Origin of the sequence: Corynebacterium falsenii (assembly GCF_020099275.1) — a bacterium.
In the GTDB taxonomy this organism is placed as follows: Bacteria; Actinomycetota; Actinomycetes; order Mycobacteriales; family Mycobacteriaceae; genus Corynebacterium; species Corynebacterium falsenii.
The window spans coordinates 2,354,854-2,373,225 of the sequence record NZ_CP083646.1 but is presented as its reverse complement, the minus strand read 5'-3'; the positions used below and the strand labels follow the sequence as shown (position 1 = coordinate 2,373,225).

Sequence of the window (18,372 nt, the reverse complement as noted above, 5' to 3'; positions counted from 1 at the left end):
TTTGTCTATGGCTGTCGTTCTCCTCGATCCGCGTTTTCCCGGCATGATCCCCGTGGACGCCGTTGACCTGCTCCGCAACGATGTTTCGTACACGGAGGAGGTTCCCATTCGCGTGCGATGGGTGATCGCCGATTTGGGTGGGCACACCGTTGATGAGTCCGATGTGTTGGTCACCACCGATCCGGAGAACGAGTTGGTGTTGTTCCGCCTGGAGCAGGGCGAGGAGATGATCACTGCCCCGAGTTTGGCGGTGCATCTGGAGCCCTCGAAGGAGCTCGAGGCGGGTTCTGCTGGTGCTTCTGAACCTTCGTCGCTCGACGCCGCTACGTCCGCAACCACCGCCGGTGAGCTGGGCGGTGGCCAGGGGGTTTCTGGCGCTGCTGGTTCTGGGGGAGCGAAGCACGCTAAGAGCGATGTGGATGCTGATGTGGATACTGAGGACGTTCAGTATTCCGGCGGCGGTGTCGTGGATGGCGAGATCGTGGGCACCGATGAGCACACGGTGGCCGTGGCGGGCCTGCGCCGCACGGCGCGCACGGAGGTGCCGGCGTCTGTCATGGATGAGATTGAGGACGCCGTGGCGCTTATGGCTCGGTCGTTGCGCCAGGGTGAGTGGGAGCGCAGCATGACGCACCAGTCGCTCATGGCTTACCTGCGCGAGGAGACCGACGAGCTCGACCGGACGATTGAACTGGCCCAGGCTTATGGCGAGGGCGAGGCTCCGGAGTGGCTGGAGCAGGACCTGTGCTCGGAGCTGTCTGACATTTTGCTGCAGGTGCTGTTTCACGCGGAGATCGCAAACCGCCGCGGGGCGTTCGACATCGGTCACGTGGCCGGGGCGTTTGTCGCGAAGCTGCGTTCGCGTGCGCCTTACCTGTTTGAGGAGATCGAGCGAGATGTTCCTCGGACCGAGCAGGATCGTCTGTGGGATGAGGGCAAGAAGCGCGAGCGTTCCGCGCGCGTGGAGAAGTACGGCGAGGAGTACGCGGAGTACTTGGAGCGCAAGGACGCCGCAGCCGATAAGGCCACAGACGAGGCCACGGACAAGAACGCTGACAAGAACGCTGACAAGGCAGCCGATAATGCGGCCAACCAGAGCGCAGCAACCACTAAGGCCGCCGACGAGGCTGCCGAGCAGTCGGGTGAGAAGTCGGGTGAGGGTGTGCAGGAGCAGCCCCGTACTGAGCCGCACGCCAAGACCTTCCCGGCTGTGAACTCTACCCAGCTTCCGCAGCATAAAGCGGCTTTCACGGGACGCGCCTCGGGCGACCAGCCGGTGCAGGCCCAGCCGTCTCAGGAGCCCTCCCAGCAGGTGACCCAACACTCGGGTCCACAGTCCGGGTCGGCTCTCGCTGCCGCCGAGCAGGTCATCCGTGAGGCTCGTCAGATGGGCCTGCGGGATGCCGATATCCCCACTGATATCCGCTTCCCCATGGTTGGGCTGGAGCTCGACGAGCCCGGCGAATCGGATCGCCGCCTCATGGATGCCGTCTCCGCGTTCCGAGCCCAGCTGCAGCAGCTGGAGTCAGGAGCCGGAGCTGGCATCGCCTCTAGTTCGGCTCGTCAGAAGTAACGGCATCTCCCGTTTGGGCGCTCGTTTGGCTGCCTGTTTGGTTCCAGAGCGTTGTGGAGCTGCTCCGTGTGGATCGTCGTCGTCTGACCACCACGCCCTCGCGTGGGGCGAAGAGGTAAACCAGGGTAAATATCGCAGCTTGGACGAGCACAATCGTGCCGCCGGTGGATACATCCCAATTAAAGCTGAGCCAGATTCCGGCCAGGGCGCTGAGTAGTGCGACTGCGGGGGATAAGACGAGCATGACGGACATCCGCCGGGTGAGTAGGTAGGCGGTGGCTCCTGGGGTGATGAGCATTGCCACGACGAGAATCACTCCCACAGCCTGAACGCTGGCTACAACAACGCACGCCATGCAGCCGAGTAACAGCCACCGGATGAGCCGGGTGTTGAACCCCACGGTGTGCGCATGGTTTGCGTCAAACGCCCACAGCGTGAACGCGCGCCCTGCGCACACGATGACGAGTACGGCTGCGCCGCCGAAGCCGATGATTTGCCACAGCGACGTGTCCGAGATCCCTAGAAGGTTGCCGAAGAGAATCTCCTGCATGTGGGTGGCAGCGGGCGTGACTGAAATGAGCACTAACCCCAGTGCGAACATGGCGGTGAACACGATCCCGATGGAGGTGTCTTCCTTGAGCGAGGTCTGCTCACGTACTGTTCCTACGAGCCACACTGCGACGAGGGCGGCCGCCACCGCTCCTACGGCATAGGGCAGGCTCAGGGAATAGGCGATCACCACGCCGGGCAGAATCGCGTGAGAAATGGCGTCGCCGAGAAGTGACCATCCAATGAGGACTAACCAGCAGCTCAACAGGCCCGCAACGAGAGCCATAATGCTGGCGGCGAGGATCGCGCGATGCACGAAACTGTAGTTCAACGGCTCGGAGAGGAAGTTCGTGGCGAAGGTGCCGGAGGCAAGGATGTGGTAGTGCGGCGCCAAAATCATTGGGCCTTCACCTCGCCAAAGGACTTCACAAGGGTGTCGGGATCGAGCACTGCGTCTACCGGCCCATCGGCCACTACTTTTTGCTTCAGCAAGATCGCGCGTGGGCAGAGCTCGGGGAGGTTGCCAAGATCGTGGGTGCTCACGAGTATCGTCGTCCCATCCTCGGCGAGCGTGTGCAGGAGCGACGTGATGGCAGCGCGAGAGGTGTCATCCACGCCGGCGAATGGCTCATCGAGCAACATGATGCTCGCTCCCTGCGCGATGCCACGAGCGACGAATGCTCGCTTCTTCTGCCCGCCGGAGAGCTGGCCGATCTGACGATCCGCGAGCTCCGTGAGTTGTGTTTGCGCTAGCGCCCGTTTAACACTGAGTCGATTCTCTTTCTTCAGGCGGCCTGCCCACCTCCATCCCCACAGGGGCCACTGGCTCAGAGCGGAACCACGAGCCGTGCCGCTGGCGACGACGTGGCGGACGGAGAGTGGGAAGTTCCAATCGACATCGTGGTGTTGGGGAACGTAGGCGATGGACTGTGGCCCACCGTGGGCGTAGACGTCGCCGCTGACTGGGGGCACGAGCCCCATGATGGCGTTGAACAGGGTGGATTTCCCTGCACCGTTGACTCCGATGAGGCCGGTGATTGTTCCTGGCTGCAGGGTGAAACTGACGTCGTTGAGGGCCGGGGTGGCCGTGCCGTAGGACACCGTGAGGTGAGCCACGCGCAGGGCGGGCGGAGCCGGACTTGTGCCGTCGTTGCTTAGGTGGTTTAGGTGCTGAGCGGTCATGAGGCTGAGACTCCGTTGTTTCCGCCGAGCCCCTTGACGATCGTCTTGGTGTCGTACGTCAGTAGATCGAGGTAGGTCGGCACCGGCCCGCTGCTATCCGAGAGTGAATCGACGTAGAGAATTCCGCCGTTTTTCGCGCCCGTATCCCTGATCAGTTGTTCCTGTGGCCCCGGTTCCACGGTGGATTCGCAAAAGACGGCTGGCACGTCATTCTTCTTGACCATGTCAGCGGCCCGGGCGATCTGCTGAGCTGTGATATCCCCATCGTTGTTGACCGGCCAGATGTACCCTTCCTTCAAGCCAGCCTCTTTGGCGAGGTAGCTGAAGGCGCCCTCGCAGGTGACGAGTGTGCGGTGGTTGTCAGGAAGTGTCGCCAATCCGTCGAGGAGATCGGTGTTGACCTTGTTGATTTTCTTCTTGTACTCGCTTGCGTTGTGCCGGTAAGTGTCGGCGTGTTCGGGTTCAAGGTCGCTGAGGGCTTTGGTGATGTTATCCACGTAGGTCAGGGCGAGGGCGGGGCTCATCCACGCGTGCGGGTTGGGGTTGTCGGTGCCGGCAATCGGGAGCGGCGTGATGCCGTCAGTTGCCACCATCGTGGCAGCGGGGGAATTGTCGGTGAGTTTGTGGACCCAGTGTTCTAAGCCCAACCCGTTGCTGATGATGAGGTCTGCTCGTTCAGCGGCGGCCACATCGTGGGGTGTGGGTTCGTATCCATGGATTTCCGCACCGGGGCTGGTGAGGCTGCGGACTTCCACGGAGTCACCCGCGACTTCTTTGGTCATGTTTTCCAGGATCGTAAACGTGGTCATCACCTGGGCTTTGTCGCTGCCGCTGCCGGGCGCATTCCCGTCACTGCAGGCGGTGGTAATCGCCGCCACTGTCAGGCAGCTTGCCAGTGCAGCCGCCATTTTTCGCATGGTCCTCACGAAATGTTCCTTTCTATAAAACACAAAAGTTCAATACGATGAACAATTAAGCATGACCTAACGAAGTTGTCAATCGCTGGGATTCTCTCATTTCCCTTTAAGATGGTGAACATGCATGTCTCCGACCTCCCCGAGCGCTCGCAGGATTACTTGAAAGCCATCTTCGATCTGCAGGAATGGGGGAGCTCCGGGGTTTCCCTCAGCGAACTCGCCACCCACCTCGGCCAACGGGCATCCACAGCGTCGGAGGCGATTAAGCGCCTGGTGAAGCAGGGATTGGTCGAGCACCGTCCGTATGGCGACATTCAACTCACCGCTGCTGGCCAGGAGTTGGCTCTTGCCATGGTTCGCCGGCACCGTCTGATCGAAACCTTCCTCAGCGTCCATCTGGGGTACCCCATGGACGAGGTCCATGCTGAGGCTGAGATCCTCGAGCACGCAGTGTCGGAAACGTTTCTCGAGCGCATCGATGCGCTCATGGGGCACCCTCAGCGCGATCCACATGGTGATCCCATCCCAGATTCCGCCGGTGCGATGCAATCGCTGGCCGTAACGTCGTTGTCCGACGCCACGACGGGCGACATCGTCTATGTCGACCGGGTGAGTGACAGGGATCCCTCGCTCTTGCGGTACCTATCGCAACGGGCGATACTGCCAGGGGCGCAGCTCGAGGTGCTCGCTCCCGCCTTCGCAGACATGGCGGAGTTTCGAGTATCGGGAGAGCATACGGTGCAGCTACCGGTAGCAAGCTTGTCGTCGATTCTCGTCAGTGCACAACCCCCAACCGCAGTGTCTGCGGCGACGAATAACACGACGAACAACACACGGAGTGGGACACCCAACTCGACGAAAAAACCCGACATATCCAGAAAGGCGGCGGTGCAATGAGCCCGCAGAAAAAGCGCGGTCACGTGCCACCGTCGCGTGCGCAGTCCACACGCCAGGCGCAGTACATTCCCCCGGCTGGCGCATCCGGCTCCGGTAGCAATGGCGGCCGTGGCACCAAGGCGAAGCAAAACCGCGGGATGTTCGGCGGCTGCGGCCTGTTCGTCGTGGTCGTTGCTCTACTGGCCATCATCGCGCTCGTGGGGTTCCTCGTGTCCGGCCTGATCACGCAGAAGGGCTCGGGAAGCGATCGCATTCCTGTGCCCGATAACGTGCCCCCGGCCGCGGCGAAGCCCGCGCCTGATATCGACATTCATCAGCCCGGCCGCACCTCCGAGCAGCTGCGGCGCTGGGCGCAGCCCATCTCGGAGCAGACGGGCATCCCGGTGCCAGCGCTCATGGCCTACGGCAACGCCGAAGTGATCGCGCGGGAGACCCGCCCGGAGTGTCACATCACGTGGAACACCCTGGCTGGTCTCGGATACCCCGAGACCCGCCACGGCACCTACGATGGTCGCAACTTTGGGGCGTCGGAAATCCAAGACGATGGCGTGGCGCGGCCGCCGATCATCGGGCCGCGCCTAGACGGCAACGGGTTCGCCGAAGTCGGCGATACGGACAATGGCGAGTTGGACGGCGATAAGGAATACGATCACGCGGTCGGTCCGATGCAGTTCATCCCGGAATCGTGGAAGCGCTTCGGGGTGGATGCCGACGGTAACGGCGAGGCTGACCCGAACAACATTGACGACGCGGCGGCGTCGGCGGTGCGTTTGCTGTGCGACCAGCAACGAGACATGGCTACCCCAGAAGGGTGGACCAGGGCGATCCGGGCGTACAACCTCAGTGGGGAATACGTGCGCAAAGTGCGGGATGCGGCGGCGAACTACGCGTTGGGGCAGCGTCCCGCCGGTTAAGCGCCGGAATATCTGGAACAATGGTGGTGGACCTGCGTCGGCGGCCGAATGGGGTCTGCCGAGGAGTTCGCCAGGAAAGTTTTGCCACAAACGTCTGCCAAGGAGGCGCACACAAACATGGCTGAGATCATGCAGATCATTGCCCGCGAGATTCTGGATTCCCGCGGTAACCCGACCGTTGAGGTAGAAGTTGGCTTGGACGATGGCTCCATCGGCCGCGCTGCCGTTCCCTCCGGTGCATCCACCGGTGTTCACGAGGCTCACGAGCTGCGCGACGGTGGCGAGCGCTACCAGGGCAAGGGCGTGCGCAAGGCTGTGGAGAACGTCCTCGAGGAGATCGACGAAGCACTCGTTGGTCTCGAGGCAGACGATCAGCGACTCATTGACAACGCGATGATCGCCCTGGACGGCACCGACAACAAGTCCCGCCTGGGCGCCAACGCCATCCTCGGCGTGTCCATGGCTGTGGCGCACGCTGCCGCGGAGTCCGCTGGCCTGCAGCTGTTCCGCTACGTCGGCGGCCCGAACGCCCACGTGCTGCCCGTGCCGATGATGAACATCCTCAACGGTGGCGCGCACGCGGATTCCGGCGTGGACGTTCAGGAATTCATGATTGCCCCCATCGGCGCTGACACCTTCAGCGAGGCGCTGCAGATGGGCGCCGAGGTGTACCACACCCTGAAGAAGGTCATCAAGGACAAGGGCCTGTCCACCGGCCTGGGCGACGAGGGCGGCTTCGCTCCCTCCGTTGACTCCACCAAGGCTGCGCTGGACCTCATCGTGGAGGCCATCGAGAAGGCTGGCTACAAGGTCGGCGAGGACGTCGCCCTGGCACTGGACGTTGCGTCGTCCGAGTTCTACAAGGACGGCAAGTACCACTTCGAGGGTGGCGAGCACACCGCCGAGGAGATGTCCAAGGTCTACGAGGAGCTCATCGACGAGTACCCGATCGTCTCCATCGAGGACCCGCTGCAGGAGGACGACTGGGAGGGCTACACCACCCTCACCGCTGCCATCGGCGACAAGGTGCAGATCGTCGGCGACGACTTCTTCGTCACCAACCCGGAGCGCCTGCAGCGCGGCATCGATGAAAAGGCCGCCAACGCTCTGCTGGTGAAGGTCAACCAGATCGGTACCCTCACCGAGACCTTCGACGCCGTGGAGCTGGCTCACCGCAACGGCTACCGCACGATGATGTCCCACCGCTCCGGCGAGACCGAGGACGTCACCATCGCCGACCTGGCCGTCGCCCTGAACTGCGGCCAGATCAAGACCGGCGCCCCGGCACGCTCCGAGCGCGTGGCGAAGTACAACCAGCTGCTGCGCATCGAGCAGTACCTGGAAGACGCCGCAGTGTACGCGGGTCGTTCCGCTTTCCCGCGTTTCAAGGGCTAAACTGAGCGGTTATGACCAAGCCCCAACGCGATCCCGCTGGCTCCTCCCTTCCGCGCCCGCGGTCGGTGCAGCGCCAGGAGGAGCGCAGGCAGCGAGCGCATGACGCTCCTGCCCGCATGGCGCGGTCGTTCGTGAAGCTGCCCCAGCGGCTCAATCCCGTGGGGTTGGTGGCCGCTGCGGTGCTGCTGATCTTTTTGGCTGTTTCTATCGCGACGCCACTACGGAATTACTTCGAACAGCGCAGCGAATTGGCTCACATTAATGAGACGATCGCAGCGCAACAGGAGCGGAAAAAGGACCTCACGGAGGAACTGAACCGCTACCAGAACGAGGACTACATCAAGGAACAAGCGCGCGTGCGCTTGGGGCTGATTGAGCCGGGCGAGTCCGCCTACCGCATTGTTTCGCCTGGCATCCAGGCGGGAACGCCGGGTGAAAATCCGGGTGAGGAGGATCCCAAGAAGGATCAGCGCTGGTACAGCAAGCTGTGGGACTCCATTTCCGTGCCGGAAGATCAAGCCGTGGATGATACGACGCCCGATGGGGTGGAAAATCACCACCTGCCGACGGTCCCTGGCACCGATCCTTCGCCAGCTCCTGCACCTGGACAGTAGCGCGGGGCCCGGAAACGGGGGTACGGCACCGCAACGGGCTACGGCGCCGGTAACAACGCAGCGGGGCGGCACACCATCATGGTGTGCCGCCCCGCTGCGTTTGTCCTTAGCGTGGGCTGGGTTTTCTTTCCTTAGCCCATGAGGGAGCCGGCGATTTCGCCGACGCCGCCGAGAACCTTCTTGACGATGTCGACTGCGAAGTCGAGAGCGTCGTGGTCGAAGTATCCGGGGAATGGTGCCTGTCCTTCTGGCATGATGAAGATCCTTTCTGGTGATCTATCGAGCTTCTCTCGAGAGATGATGGGGGGGGGAGGTGCAGTGCTCCGGGGAGCACAGTGCTTACTTTGGTGCCTACTTGATGCTTACTTGATGGTGACGATGCCGTTGGGATCGTTGTAATCCGTCCACGCGGCAACGGGGGCTACGCGTTCGCACTTCAGGACGCACTTCGGGTCGGCCTTCTCAGGTCGGCCGTCCTGCCGAACGTCCTGGGCACGGTACACCACTGGTGCGGCAACAACCCGCTCGCCGGACTGGGCCCGATTCACCGGCATGTAGAGACGGAGATCGATGTGGAGCTTGCCGTCTGCGGTTGCCTTGTAGGTCAACCACGTGTACACGCCCCAGTCACGACCGTCTCCAGCGGTGCGCCCAGTGATGCGAACGGTGTACCGCTCGCCGGGGTGGAATCCCACGCCGGTGGCTTGGACGCGGGCGTAGTGCTCGCCGTCGCCCTTCTCGATGGTCTTGTCGCCGTCGGCACTGTCGGTGACCCTGAGGTCAGTGATGGAACCGTGGGCGTACTGTCCCGGAGGAGACTCGATCACCTGGGTCGGGTCCCATGCCGGGCGCTTGTTCATGTCGAAGGTGTCCAAGAGATCGGACGAGGTGAGGCTGCTGGAATCCGCAGCCAGGGCTGCCGGTGCGAGCCCGGTGCCGAGCGCCAGCGTGGTCGCCGCGATCACTGCGGCGCGCTTGGCGATGTTGCGAGTGGTCATGAAGGTGACCTTTCCGTTGATGAGGGGTTGTACGTGATCTCGTGAGGGGAGTGGCTCAGAGGAACCAGTTGAAAGCGAATCCGAGCATCGCCTTGATGGCTTCCCACAGGCTCGGGCCGACTTCCTGGAACCAGTGCAGCACGGGGTACTCGTCGTGCTGGGGGTCCAGCGGGATGTCGCTGGGGCTGGTCTGCCGGCCGGAGGACAGCAGTGAGGACATGGACGACGCCGGCGATTCCGCCACGGTCGCACCCGTGTCTGCGCCGGCGGCTGCGTCGGCACCAGCATTCACACCGGCATCCACGCCAGCGGTGTTTGCATTTTCCACTGCCGTCTCCGGTGAGGTTTCCGTGACCGCCTGCGTTGCGGTTGAGGTATCGGACACTGCGATCTCCTTGTGATCTTTGCTGTGATCTTTCCTGCGATTCTTACTGCGGCGCACGCTCCGTGAGGGGTGATGATGCGGGGCGTGCTGTGATCACTACTTAAGTACCTTCACAGTGTCTTCTCAACCCCTGATACCGCCCACCACCTGCATTTTTAGCCTATTTTCACCCCGTCCGCGTGTGGTCAAAAGTACCCCTTTTGCATATACTTTCGTATATTTCCCCAGCTAGGCCCCTATCTGACGTGCAGCCCCGCAGCGCACCGTGAAGTTTTCCCACCCGCTAAGCTAAAAGGCGATGAGTGACAACGAAAACACACCCCAAGAGCTCCACAAAAACCCGCCCTCCACGGTCACGCCCGACGATCTCGACGTAATGCAAAAGCAGTTGGGGCGTCGCCCCCGAGGCGCGGTGGAAGTTAGCTACCGCACGCCAGACGGCCAACCGGCCGTGGTGAAGACTTGGCCGAAGCTGCCGGACGGCACCCCGTTCCCCACCCTCTACTACCTCACCGACCCGCGGCTCACCGCCGAGGCATCGCGCCTGGAAGTGGCGGGCGTGATGAAGTCGATGCAGGCTAGGTTGGCGTCGGATAAAGAGCTGGCCGAGGACTACCAGCGGGCGCACGAGCACTACCTCGAGCAGCGCAATGCGATGGAGGATCTGGGCACGGATTTCTCCGGCGGCGGTATGCCCGAGCGAGTGAAGTGCCTGCACGTGCTCATCGCGTATGCGCTGGCGGAGGGGCCGGATCGTGTCCGTCTTGGCACGGAGACGGTGGCGCTGGCCGCCGAGAATAATCCGAAGCTGCGCGGCACGGCGATCCCCGCCGACTGGCCCACGGCCGAATCTTTGGGCACATCGATGCAGGAAGCGAGCGTTTCTGATGACTAGTTCCACACACGAGTCCGCACAGCGGTTCGCGGCGATCGACTGCGGCACCAACTCCATCCGCCTGCTCATCGCGGAGCGCACCGCCGATGGCAGCATCCGTGAGCTCAACCGCGACAACATCATCGTGCGGTTGGGGCAGGGTGTTGATGCGTCTGGCCGTTTCGTCCCCGAGGCTCTTTCTCGTGTCGACGCCGCCCTAAGCACCTACACCGACCGAATGGTGGATTTCGGGGTGGTTGACGTGATGATGGGCGCCACGTCGGCCACGCGGGATGCGCACAACCGGGACGAGTTTTTCGACATCACGGCGCGTCACCTGGGGCGGGTGCGCGAGGGCGCCGTGGCGGAAGTTATTACCGGCGAGCGCGAGGCGGAGCTGAGCTTCGCCGGTGCCGTGACGGATCTGCCGGGCGCGACGGAGCGCAACGTGTGCGTCATCGACTTGGGCGGCGGCTCCACGGAGTTCGTGGTGCACGGGCCGGGGCGTGAGCCGCAGGCGTACTCCGCTGACATGGGGTGCGTGCGCCTGACGGAGCGTTTCCTGCATTCGCAGCCGCCGGCGGAGGATGAGATCGCCGCGGCCCGCGAGTACGTGGACGGGCTCATGGACGTGGTGGCTTCGCGCGTTGAGCTGGGCGTGGTGGAGCAGGTCGTGGGCGTGGCTGGCACGATGACGACGCTAAGTGCCATCACCCAGGGGCTGGATTCGTATCAGCCGGAGAAGATCCACATGTCAACGCTGTCGTTGGAGGACTTCCGCGCGACGGCTCGCGAGCTGCTGGGGCGCACGCCGGAGCAGCGCTGCGAGTTCGGGCCGATGCACCCTGGCCGCGCCGATGTGATCGGTGGCGGGGCGATCGTGGTGGATGCGTTCACGACGCGCTTCCTCGCGGAGGGGTTGGTTGACATCACGGTGAGCGAAAAGGACATCTTGGACGGGATCCTCGCGGAGGTCGTCGCGCGCAACAGTTAGCGCGCAACAGTTGGCGCGCAACAGCTAGCAGCGGCTGTGCGGTGCCGACCGTCTCACGTGCCGACCGCTCTATGGGTAGACTTCGGGCGGAAAGAGAATACCAGAGGATTGAGGTGCACTCGATGACAATCCACGTTAAGGCAATCGTCCCATTCTTCCTTGGTACGTTTTTCGCACTCATGCTCGCTAGCCGATACGGTTCATTTCTCCTTGGTCTAGCTTTCTTTGTCTTCGTCACAGTTGTTTGTTTCGCCGCAAATCGGTTCCTCATTAAGTCGGAATCGTCTAGGAATTAAGTGTCTGCACCGCCACAAGTACGGCTTCGTGCTGTGGCGCACATCGTTTGGCGGCTCTGATGGCTCCCGCTTTGCTTGCGTCAATCTCGCGCTAGTCGCGCCGATGTAATCGGTGGCGGGGCGATTGTGGGGGATACTTTTTCGACGCACGTTCCCTTGAAGAGGGGTTGGTTGATATCACAGTGAGCGAAAAGGATATATTGGACGGGATCCTCGCGGAGGTCGTCGCACGCAACAGCTAGCGTGCAACCTCCGGTGTTGGAGGATTGGCCCCTATAGCCCAATTGGCAGAGGCAGCGGACTTAAAATCCGCCAAGTGTCGGTTCGAGTCCGACTGGGGGCACGTCACTTCCTGTGTGCGAATGCCGTGTTTTGTGAAGTAGCACATCTGACCACCTGGGGTTTTGCAAACGCAAAGTGCACAAACCACGGCATTTGTACATCCGCAGGCCCCAAAACCGCAGCCGAGCACCGGGTACTGGGGCCGAGGGCTGGGCGCCGAGAGCCGAGCACCGGGCGCATATTGGGCACTGGGTGCCGGGCTCTGGGTGGGGTCCCGCTGGGACACTAATCAGGACTTCAAATGTGTCAATGTTGTGTTTTGGCGTTTTCGACTTTGCAAAACCCCAGGTCGCATTTTTCGAAAGTGCACAAAACACAACATTGTCACACCTGCGGCACGGCGCGACCGAGCACCCGGCGCTGGGGCCGAGCACTGGGCGCTGGGCGCTGGGCGCTGGCCGCAAATCGCTGGCGAGTGACTCGTGTGGCTTTTGTGACTAGTGGACGTCCGTGGACCAGGTGTGCACCGGCGCGCCGGACTTCTGGTTGGCGATGTAAGCCTTGAGCATGCGCGCGATGGCTTCGCGCCGGACAGGAGTGTCGGGGCCATCCACGCTCTCCGCACCCTCCACGCCGTCCTCGACCTCCGCGACCACAGCCGCCGTTGCGTGGTTCAGCGCCACGAGCTGCCACGTCGCGCCGTTCTGGTGGCTGCGCGCGCGACCCTCGATGATCTCCAAGTTCTTGTAGATGAGCTTCCGGTCCACCTCCAGCTGCTCCAAGCCCTGCTCGGCTTGCTCCAGCAAGTGATTGGTCACCAAATCCGCGACGGGGATGGTGCCGAGCGTCGGCCAGGTCATGTTGGCATACAGTCCATCGCGGGCTCCGGCGAAGAAGTTGCTGGTGGCGTCGTCGTAGGAGAGACGAGACCACACCGGGCGGGTCTGACCAACCAAGTACTTCACCATGCCGTAGTAGAACGCGGCATCTGCCACGATGTCTGCGACGGTCGGCCCCGCCGGAAGCAGGCGATTTTCCACGCGGATGTGGGAGAGCTCCGTGTTCGGGTCGTAGATCGGGCGGTTCCAGCGCCAAATCGTGCCGTTCTGCAGGTTGAGGTAGTGCAGGCCCGGCTTGCCATCAGTGACGATGGGCGTGCCCGCCTCCACGCGATCCTCGGGCAGCAGCGGGGAGAAGTAGCGCACGTTCTCCTCGAACAGGTCGAAGGCGCTGGTGATCCACCGCTCGCCGAACCACACGCGCGGGCGCACGCCCTGAGTAATGAGCTCTGGGGTGCGGGTGTCGATGGACTGCTCGAACACCGGGATGCGCGACTCGTGCCACAGCTTATGCCCGGCGAACAGGGGAGAGTTGGCGCTCAGCGCCGTCTGCACGCCCGCGATGGCCTGCGAGGCATTCCACGCCGCGGCGAAGCGGTCCGGTGCCACCTGCAGGTGCAGCTGGATGGAGGTGCACGTGGACTCGGGGGCGATGTCCTCGAAGTCGTGGTGGTAGCTTTCCTGGCGTTCCAGGTCGATGCGGACCAGCTCGCCGCGGGATTCCAGCACAGAGTTGGATAGGGCCTTGTAGCGGTTCTCGGGTGTCATCCAATCCGGGTTCTGGAGGAACTCGGTGGTGACGCTCGGCAGCGTGCCGATCATGGCGACTTCCGCCCCGGCCTTGTTCGCGGCGTCCCGGACGATGCCCAGCCGCTCGTTGAGCCCGTCCTCCAGGTCCAGCAGGCCCGTGCCGGAGATGGACAGTGGCGGGTGGTTGAGCTCCACGTTGTACGCACCGATCTCGGATTGGTATTCGTCCGAGAGCTCCGCGAGCACGTCGGCGTTGCACAGCTTCGGCTGCATGTGCTCGTCCACGAGGTTGAGCTCCAGCTCCAACCCGATGGTGCCCTGGTTGATGAACTCGGCTTCTTGCAGGTGCCGGTCGAACACCTCCAGGTCATCCATCAGGCGCTGGCGGTATCGCGTGCGTTGGCGCGGCGTGTAGGACTCGGTACTGACTGCATCACCCATGGTTGCCAAGTATAGGCGCGTCTGCGACGGAACCTGCGGGAACCGCCCAGAGCCAGACCCAGCCCCACCTACGCCAAGAACCGCGGCCGCATCCTCTTCAGCAGCGCCAGCCCCTTGGTCAGCTCCTTGTGCCCCGTCGCCGCGGCCACCTCCGGGTAGCGCTCGAAGGCCTCGTCCGCGCGCACTTCGGGAGCGTTGAATTTTTCCGCCCGCAGCCACGAGTTCGGCAGCGTGAGCTTGAGGATCGTCCGTTGGACCTGCAGGAATTGCCGCGCGAAGCTGTCCGTGTTGTAGGGCAGCCCGAATTCCTTAGCGATCTTCTCCACTTCCGCGCCGATCGCGGATAGCCGGTTGCTTGGCATGTCCGGGTAGAGGTGGTGTTCGATCTGATAGTTGAGGTTCCCGGAGAGCACCGTGAGCGCCTTCCCGCCGCGGAAGTTCGCCGAGCCGAGCATTTGCCGCAGGTACCATTCGGCGCGCGTCTCTTCGTCGAGGGTGCGTTTGGTGAACGTTTCGGCGTCGTCGGGAAAGTGTCCGCAGAAGATCACCGCGTAGGCCCACAGGTTGCGGATGAGGTTGCCTGCCAGCGCTGTGGTGGCGGCGCGCTTGGCGGCCTGCAGTGCGGCGCGTCCGCGGGTGGGCTTTGTTCTTCTATCTCGACGCCACCTGCCGCCCAACTGCGGGAACGCATAGGCGGCCGCTGCCGCGATCGCCGGGAAGGCCACGTAGTCCTTGGTGACTTGACGGCGAACCTTTCTGATCACGCTGAGCAGCCTGGGTTTGGTTTCCTCCCAGCTTTGCCGGCCAGCGAAGTAGCGGCCGAGTTCAACGTCGTAGAAGGCCACGGCGTATTCGAAGAGGCAGGCCAGGATCACGTTGGTCAGTGGCTGGGCGGCGGTGGAGGGTTTCCACTTCCGGTCGCGGGTGACGCGCAGGATGCCGTATCCGACGTCGTTATCCATGCCGAGGATGTTGGTGTAGGTGTGGTGGCTGAAGTTGTGCGAGTGCTTCCAGCCTTGGGCGGGCCCTACGTTGTCCCATTCCCAGGTGGCGGAGTGGATTTCGGGGTCGTTCATCCAGTCCCACTGGCCGTGCATGACGTTGTGGCCGATCTCGAGGTTCTCGAGAATCTTGGACAGGCCCTGCCCGGCGATGGCCACTGGGGTGAGGGCGGGGGCGAGGATGGTGAGCAGCCGGGAGCCGAGCTCGAGACCGCGCTGGGTGGAGATGAGGCCGCGGATGTAGGCGGCGTCTTTGTCGCCGAGGCTTTCGCGGTGGCGGCGCTCGATCTCGTCGAAGCGGCGGCCGATTTCTTCGATGTCGGCGGCGTTGAGGTGGGCGTAGCTGGGGATGTCTGTGATGGCCATGGGTGCTCCGTCGGTGGGGTCGTTGCTGGCGGGGGTCAGTACGGGTCAGTACGGGTCAGTGCAGGTCAGTGCAGGTCAGTGCAGGTCAGGGCTGGGTCAGGCGGGATCAGGCGGAATTAGGCGGGGGCTTCGCGCACGGTGACGGCGCCCTGCGGCGTGGTGCTGCACGCGCGGACGTTCTCCCCGGCGCCGTGGACGTGCCCGCTGCGCAGGTCGGTCACGGAACCGTCCACGATATGCGCGGTGCAGGTGTGGCAGATGCCCATGCGGCAGCCGTGGGGCAGGGCGTATCCGGCGGCCTCTGCTGCTTCGAGGATGCTGGTGGAGCCGCTGCACTCGAAGGTGCGGTTGGTGCCCTCGAGGGTGACGGTGCCCCCGTCCGTGGCTCCTGCGGCCAGTTCGCTGTGGAAGCACTCGGTGCGGGTGCCGGGGAGGGCGGCCGTAATGGCGTCGAGAAAAGGCTGCGGGCCGCAGGCCAAGCGCTCGCGGGAGGTGATGTCTGGGATGAGGTCGCGGAGGCGATCCGGGGTGAGGCGGCCGCGCTCGGACGAGTTCCAGGGGAGGAGCGTGTAGCCGCGGTGCTCGGCGGCAAGGTCGGTGAGTTCGCGCTGGTAGGGGGCGGGGATGGTGCCGCGGGAGTCGCTGTGGACGTGGATGATGTCCGGCAGTTGGGCGCGGCCGGTGGGGTGTTCTTGGGCGAGCCAGCGGATCATGGAGATCACGGGCGTGATGCCCGCGCCTGCGGTGATGAACGCGATGGAGTGGGGAAGGGGAGTGGGCAGGTAGAAGTCGCCGCCGGGTTGGGTGAGGCGGATGATGTCGCCGGGGCGCATGGTGTGGGAGATGTGGGAGCTTACGGCGCCGTCGGGGACGGGCTTGATGCCGATGGTGAGGAGGGCGCCGGTGCTGTGGTTGGAGCCACCGGGGTTGGAGTCGTGGCGCGTGCCAGCCGGGGCGGGTGCGTTGGTGAGGGAGTAGCAGCGCCAGACCCAGCGGCCGTTGACGCGCACCCCGAGGCCGATGAACTGGCCGGGGTGGAAGTCGGTGACCATGCCGGGGCCGGGTTGGAGGGTCACTTCGGCGTGGTCGGGGTGGCGGGAGACGTCCACGACTCGGCCGCGCAACTCCCGGCCGTGGAGTGGGTTGACGAGGTTGGCGTAGTCGCTGGGGAAGTGAGGGAAGGTCAGCAGCCGCGCGAGGCGGCGGGTGGCGTGCTGGATTGAACTGCGAATCAAAGCTTTCTCGAACCTAAAGGTTAGTTGAGGGGAAATTCTTCCCCTCTACAACTACACGCGATGGGCTGGTGCTGTCACGGTCGGAAGGGGTGATCCGCGCCACGGCTGGGCCTTGTCGGTGGTGTGGTCGCTTCGCTCCTTTTCCTCTCGACGCCACCATGCCGCGTTCCCTCGTGCCATTCCTGGTGGAAACGGGGAGGTGCTGACGTGAAGTCAGGTGAGCACGATGGAAGTTTCCACGAAAAATCGTGGAAGTTTCTGTTGCTTCGCTTGTTCGCCGAGTATCTCTAGGGGGAAGTGTAGGAAATATTCTTCCTATTTGGGGTATGCAAGCCTACAATGAGGGCAGAAAAACCTCTAAACGGAAGGATATTTCCGAGGTTATGGTTGGGTATCACAGTAGCGCTCATGATAACAGCGCTGATGAAAACTTCGGCGGCGATAAGACCGTCGCATCAGCCCCTGGCCTCACATCCGCAGAGAAGCTAGGCGCAGCCATCCGGGATGCCCGCAAAGGGTACATGCTCACTCAGCAGCAGCTGGCGGAGCTGATCGGTACCTCCGACCGTACTCTCAGGGATATTGAGAAGGGAAGCACGAGCCCTAGCGTTGGGGTGGTGCTGGCGGCGATGGATGCGCTGGGGCTGACGTGGGAGATCTCATGATGGAAGACCTCAAGCGGGTCAGAACCGCAGATGTCTACAAAGCGGGTCGTGTGGCCGGCACGCTGGCGAAGGATGCTCAGGGGGGCGTCACCTTTGCATACGCAGCGAGCTACCAAGGAGAACCGGTAGCCACAACCCTGCCGCTGTCCACATCACCGGTGCACGTGTCCAATGGCGGGCTTCCTAGCTTTTTTGCTGGGCTCTTGCCAGAAGGCCACCGGCTCACTGTGTTGCGCAGAGCGGTGAAGACATCAGCAGACGATGAGCTGAGCCTGCTGCTCGCAATCGGTAGCGATGTGCCTGGCGATGTTCAAGTGGTGCCTGCCGGGGTTTCCCCTGTCAGCCAAAAGCCACTGGTATACGGCCCGCTGGAAGAACAGGACTTTTCCATACTGACTGATTCTGTCGATGGGGTTGGCCTGCCGGGAGTGCAAACCAAGGCATCGGCCTCGATGGTCAACACCCCTGTGCGACTTGATGGTTTCCACGGGATTCTTAAAGTGGACCCACCAGAGCATGCAAATCTTGTCCTCAACGAGGCCTTCCACTTGCGGCATGCGCATAAGCTCCGCATTCCCGTGGCGGAACACGAGTTAGTAAGAGATAAGAATTCCCTCCCCGGCTTGCTCGTGAAGCGGTTCGATCGGGGTGCCAACGGCCACAGGTTCCCCCTAGAGGATGCCGCTCAGATTCTCAATATCGTTCCAGCCAGGAAATACAACGTTGATTCCGAGGACGTGGTCCGTGCTGTGCAACAGGTGGTGACGGCTCCCTTGGTGGCAACGCGGAACCTCTTCATTCAGTTCTTCTACGCCTGGTTGACGGGTAATGGCGACTTACACGCGAAGAACATTTCTGTGCTCCGCGATCGCGCCGGGGTGTGGGGCGTTGCTCCGATGTACGACGTGCCATCGACGGTCTTCTACCGAGACATGACGCTTGCCTTGCCCATCGCGGGCAAAACGAAGAATGTGCGTGCACGTCACTGGGAGGAGTTTGCCGCGACTATTGGTTTATCGCCTGCAGCTATGCGCAGCGCGGTCAAAACAGTGCTCGCGGTGATCGCTGGCATGGATACAAGCGAGCTGCCGTTTGAGGGCTCTATCCTGTACGGCGCTCAGCGGGAGCTGAGGTTCCGTCGAGCCGAAGCGGAAAAGCTGCTGGAATAATCACCGCAACAATAACCGCGCCTGCCATAATGTCCC

General features: G+C 62.9%; 18 protein-coding genes and 1 tRNA gene. 10 read left to right on the top strand and 9 right to left on the bottom strand.

The window, feature by feature from the left end; genetic code table 11:
* Positions 1–7: 7 nt before the first annotated feature.
* Complete coding sequence (locus tag LA343_RS10230) at positions 8–1,573, top strand: MazG nucleotide pyrophosphohydrolase domain-containing protein (RefSeq protein WP_025403236.1); 1,566 nt, start codon at positions 8–10, stop codon at positions 1,571–1,573.
* On the opposite strand, the gene LA343_RS10225 is transcribed toward LA343_RS10230, so the two are convergent.
* From LA343_RS10225 to LA343_RS10215, 3 genes are read right to left on the bottom strand one after another with little or no spacing between them, the layout of a single operon-like run.
* Positions 1,551–2,522, bottom strand: a complete 972-nt coding sequence (locus LA343_RS10225; protein ID WP_081737349.1) for a metal ABC transporter permease — start codon at positions 2,520–2,522, stop codon at positions 1,551–1,553. The two genes, LA343_RS10230 and LA343_RS10225, sit on opposite strands and share 23 nt — an antisense overlap.
* Positions 2,519–3,304 carry a metal ABC transporter ATP-binding protein gene (locus tag LA343_RS10220; RefSeq protein WP_025403234.1) on the bottom strand — a complete coding sequence of 262 codons (786 nt, stop codon included), beginning with the start codon at positions 3,302–3,304 and terminating at the stop codon, positions 2,519–2,521. The genes LA343_RS10225 and LA343_RS10220 overlap by 4 nt, the downstream gene beginning before the upstream one ends.
* The gene (locus tag LA343_RS10215) at positions 3,301–4,212 is read right to left on the bottom strand and encodes a metal ABC transporter solute-binding protein, Zn/Mn family (protein ID WP_025403233.1); all 912 of its coding nucleotides are present in this window, start codon (positions 4,210–4,212) and stop codon (positions 3,301–3,303) included. The genes LA343_RS10220 and LA343_RS10215 overlap by 4 nt, the downstream gene beginning before the upstream one ends.
* 129 nt (positions 4,213–4,341) lie before the next feature.
* On the opposite strand from LA343_RS10215, the gene LA343_RS10210 reads away from it, so the two are divergent.
* The 4 genes from LA343_RS10210 (at position 4,342) to LA343_RS10195 (ending at position 8,041) form a co-directional block, all read left to right on the top strand.
* On the top strand, positions 4,342–5,118 hold the full coding sequence (locus tag LA343_RS10210; protein WP_025403232.1) for a metal-dependent transcriptional regulator: 777 nt from the start codon (positions 4,342–4,344) through the stop codon (positions 5,116–5,118).
* Positions 5,119–5,255: 137 nt separating this feature from the next.
* On the top strand, positions 5,256–6,032 hold the full coding sequence (locus tag LA343_RS10205) for a lytic transglycosylase domain-containing protein (protein WP_039911542.1): 777 nt from the start codon (positions 5,256–5,258) through the stop codon (positions 6,030–6,032).
* A gap of 117 nt (positions 6,033–6,149) precedes the next feature.
* Positions 6,150–7,427, top strand: a complete 1,278-nt coding sequence (eno, locus tag LA343_RS10200; protein WP_025403230.1) for a phosphopyruvate hydratase — start codon at positions 6,150–6,152, stop codon at positions 7,425–7,427.
* An 11-nt stretch (positions 7,428–7,438) separates the two neighbouring features.
* The gene (locus LA343_RS10195) at positions 7,439–8,041 is read left to right on the top strand and encodes an FtsB family cell division protein (protein ID WP_025403229.1); all 603 of its coding nucleotides are present in this window, start codon (positions 7,439–7,441) and stop codon (positions 8,039–8,041) included.
* Positions 8,042–8,172: 131 nt separating this feature from the next.
* Here LA343_RS10195 and LA343_RS11770 read toward each other — a convergent pair whose 3' ends face one another.
* The 3 genes from LA343_RS11770 to LA343_RS10185 all read right to left on the bottom strand — a co-directional run bounded on the left by LA343_RS11770 (position 8,173) and on the right by LA343_RS10185 (position 9,424).
* Positions 8,173–8,295 carry a hypothetical protein gene (locus LA343_RS11770; RefSeq protein ID WP_259342610.1) on the bottom strand — a complete coding sequence of 41 codons (123 nt, stop codon included), beginning with the start codon at positions 8,293–8,295 and terminating at the stop codon, positions 8,173–8,175.
* 108 nt (positions 8,296–8,403) lie between these two features.
* Positions 8,404–9,039, bottom strand: a complete 636-nt coding sequence (locus LA343_RS10190; RefSeq protein ID WP_025403228.1) for a hypothetical protein — start codon at positions 9,037–9,039, stop codon at positions 8,404–8,406.
* Between the two features lie 55 nt (positions 9,040–9,094).
* Positions 9,095–9,424 (bottom strand): hypothetical protein, encoded by a 330-nt coding sequence (locus tag LA343_RS10185; protein ID WP_025403227.1) that lies wholly within the window; start codon positions 9,422–9,424, stop codon positions 9,095–9,097.
* 376 nt (positions 9,425–9,800) lie between these two features.
* Between LA343_RS10185 and LA343_RS10180 the strand changes: the two genes are divergently transcribed.
* From LA343_RS10180 to LA343_RS10170, 3 genes are all read left to right on the top strand, one after another.
* Positions 9,801–10,319: a DUF501 domain-containing protein gene (locus LA343_RS10180; RefSeq protein ID WP_039911539.1), complete on the top strand. Its 519-nt coding sequence runs from the start codon at positions 9,801–9,803 to the stop codon at positions 10,317–10,319.
* On the top strand, positions 10,312–11,292 hold the full coding sequence (locus tag LA343_RS10175) for a Ppx/GppA phosphatase family protein (RefSeq protein ID WP_025403225.1): 981 nt from the start codon (positions 10,312–10,314) through the stop codon (positions 11,290–11,292). Before LA343_RS10180 ends, LA343_RS10175 begins: the two co-directional genes overlap by 8 nt.
* 565 nt (positions 11,293–11,857) lie before the next feature.
* Positions 11,858–11,931, top strand: a tRNA-Leu gene (locus tag LA343_RS10170).
* Between the two features lie 436 nt (positions 11,932–12,367).
* Here LA343_RS10170 and LA343_RS10165 read toward each other — a convergent pair.
* The 3 genes from LA343_RS10165 to LA343_RS10155 form a co-directional block, all read right to left on the bottom strand.
* Complete coding sequence (locus LA343_RS10165; protein ID WP_025403224.1) at positions 12,368–13,900, bottom strand: glutamate-cysteine ligase family protein; 1,533 nt, start codon at positions 13,898–13,900, stop codon at positions 12,368–12,370.
* Positions 13,901–13,968: 68 nt separating this feature from the next.
* On the bottom strand, positions 13,969–15,267 hold the full coding sequence (locus LA343_RS10160; RefSeq protein WP_025403223.1) for a fatty acid desaturase family protein: 1,299 nt from the start codon (positions 15,265–15,267) through the stop codon (positions 13,969–13,971).
* A gap of 116 nt (positions 15,268–15,383) precedes the next feature.
* A complete protein-coding gene (locus LA343_RS10155; protein WP_025403222.1) occupies positions 15,384–16,502 on the bottom strand; it encodes a flavin reductase family protein in 1,119 nt (372 codons plus the stop codon).
* Positions 16,503–16,828: 326 nt separating this feature from the next.
* Between LA343_RS10155 and LA343_RS10150 the strand changes: the two genes are divergently transcribed.
* On the top strand, positions 16,829–17,167 hold the full coding sequence (locus tag LA343_RS10150) for a helix-turn-helix domain-containing protein (protein ID WP_025403221.1): 339 nt from the start codon (positions 16,829–16,831) through the stop codon (positions 17,165–17,167).
* Positions 17,164–18,336: a type II toxin-antitoxin system HipA family toxin gene (locus LA343_RS10145; protein ID WP_025403220.1), complete on the top strand. Its 1,173-nt coding sequence runs from the start codon at positions 17,164–17,166 to the stop codon at positions 18,334–18,336. Before LA343_RS10150 ends, LA343_RS10145 begins: the two co-directional genes overlap by 4 nt.
* Positions 18,337–18,372: the final 36 nt, after the last annotated feature.

Bases quoted from the DNA above. Each gene is read 5' to 3' on its own strand.
- LA343_RS10180 (WP_039911539.1), top strand. From the start codon at position 9,801: ATGCAAAAGCAGTTGGGGCGTCGCCCCCGAGGCGCGGTGGAAGTTAGC.
- LA343_RS10150 (WP_025403221.1), top strand. From the start codon at position 16,829: ATGCAAGCCTACAATGAGGGCAGAAAAACCTCTAAACGGAAGGATATT.
- LA343_RS10230 (WP_025403236.1), top strand. From the start codon at position 8: ATGGCTGTCGTTCTCCTCGATCCGCGTTTTCCCGGCATGATCCCCGTG.
- LA343_RS10225 (WP_081737349.1), bottom strand. From the start codon at position 2,522: ATGATTTTGGCGCCGCACTACCACATCCTTGCCTCCGGCACCTTCGCC.
- LA343_RS10210 (WP_025403232.1), top strand. From the start codon at position 4,342: ATGCATGTCTCCGACCTCCCCGAGCGCTCGCAGGATTACTTGAAAGCC.
- LA343_RS10220 (WP_025403234.1), bottom strand. From the start codon at position 3,304: ATGACCGCTCAGCACCTAAACCACCTAAGCAACGACGGCACAAGTCCG.
- LA343_RS10205 (WP_039911542.1), top strand. From the start codon at position 5,256: ATGTTCGGCGGCTGCGGCCTGTTCGTCGTGGTCGTTGCTCTACTGGCC.
- LA343_RS10160 (WP_025403223.1), bottom strand. From the start codon at position 15,267: ATGGCCATCACAGACATCCCCAGCTACGCCCACCTCAACGCCGCCGAC.
- eno (WP_025403230.1), top strand. From the start codon at position 6,150: ATGGCTGAGATCATGCAGATCATTGCCCGCGAGATTCTGGATTCCCGC.
- LA343_RS10190 (WP_025403228.1), bottom strand. From the start codon at position 9,039: ATGACCACTCGCAACATCGCCAAGCGCGCCGCAGTGATCGCGGCGACC.
- LA343_RS10215 (WP_025403233.1), bottom strand. From the start codon at position 4,212: ATGGCGGCTGCACTGGCAAGCTGCCTGACAGTGGCGGCGATTACCACC.
- LA343_RS10175 (WP_025403225.1), top strand. From the start codon at position 10,312: ATGACTAGTTCCACACACGAGTCCGCACAGCGGTTCGCGGCGATCGAC.
- LA343_RS10195 (WP_025403229.1), top strand. From the start codon at position 7,439: ATGACCAAGCCCCAACGCGATCCCGCTGGCTCCTCCCTTCCGCGCCCG.
- LA343_RS10165 (WP_025403224.1), bottom strand. From the start codon at position 13,900: ATGGGTGATGCAGTCAGTACCGAGTCCTACACGCCGCGCCAACGCACG.
- LA343_RS10145 (WP_025403220.1), top strand. From the start codon at position 17,164: ATGATGGAAGACCTCAAGCGGGTCAGAACCGCAGATGTCTACAAAGCG.
- LA343_RS11770 (WP_259342610.1), bottom strand. From the start codon at position 8,295: ATGCCAGAAGGACAGGCACCATTCCCCGGATACTTCGACCACGACGCT.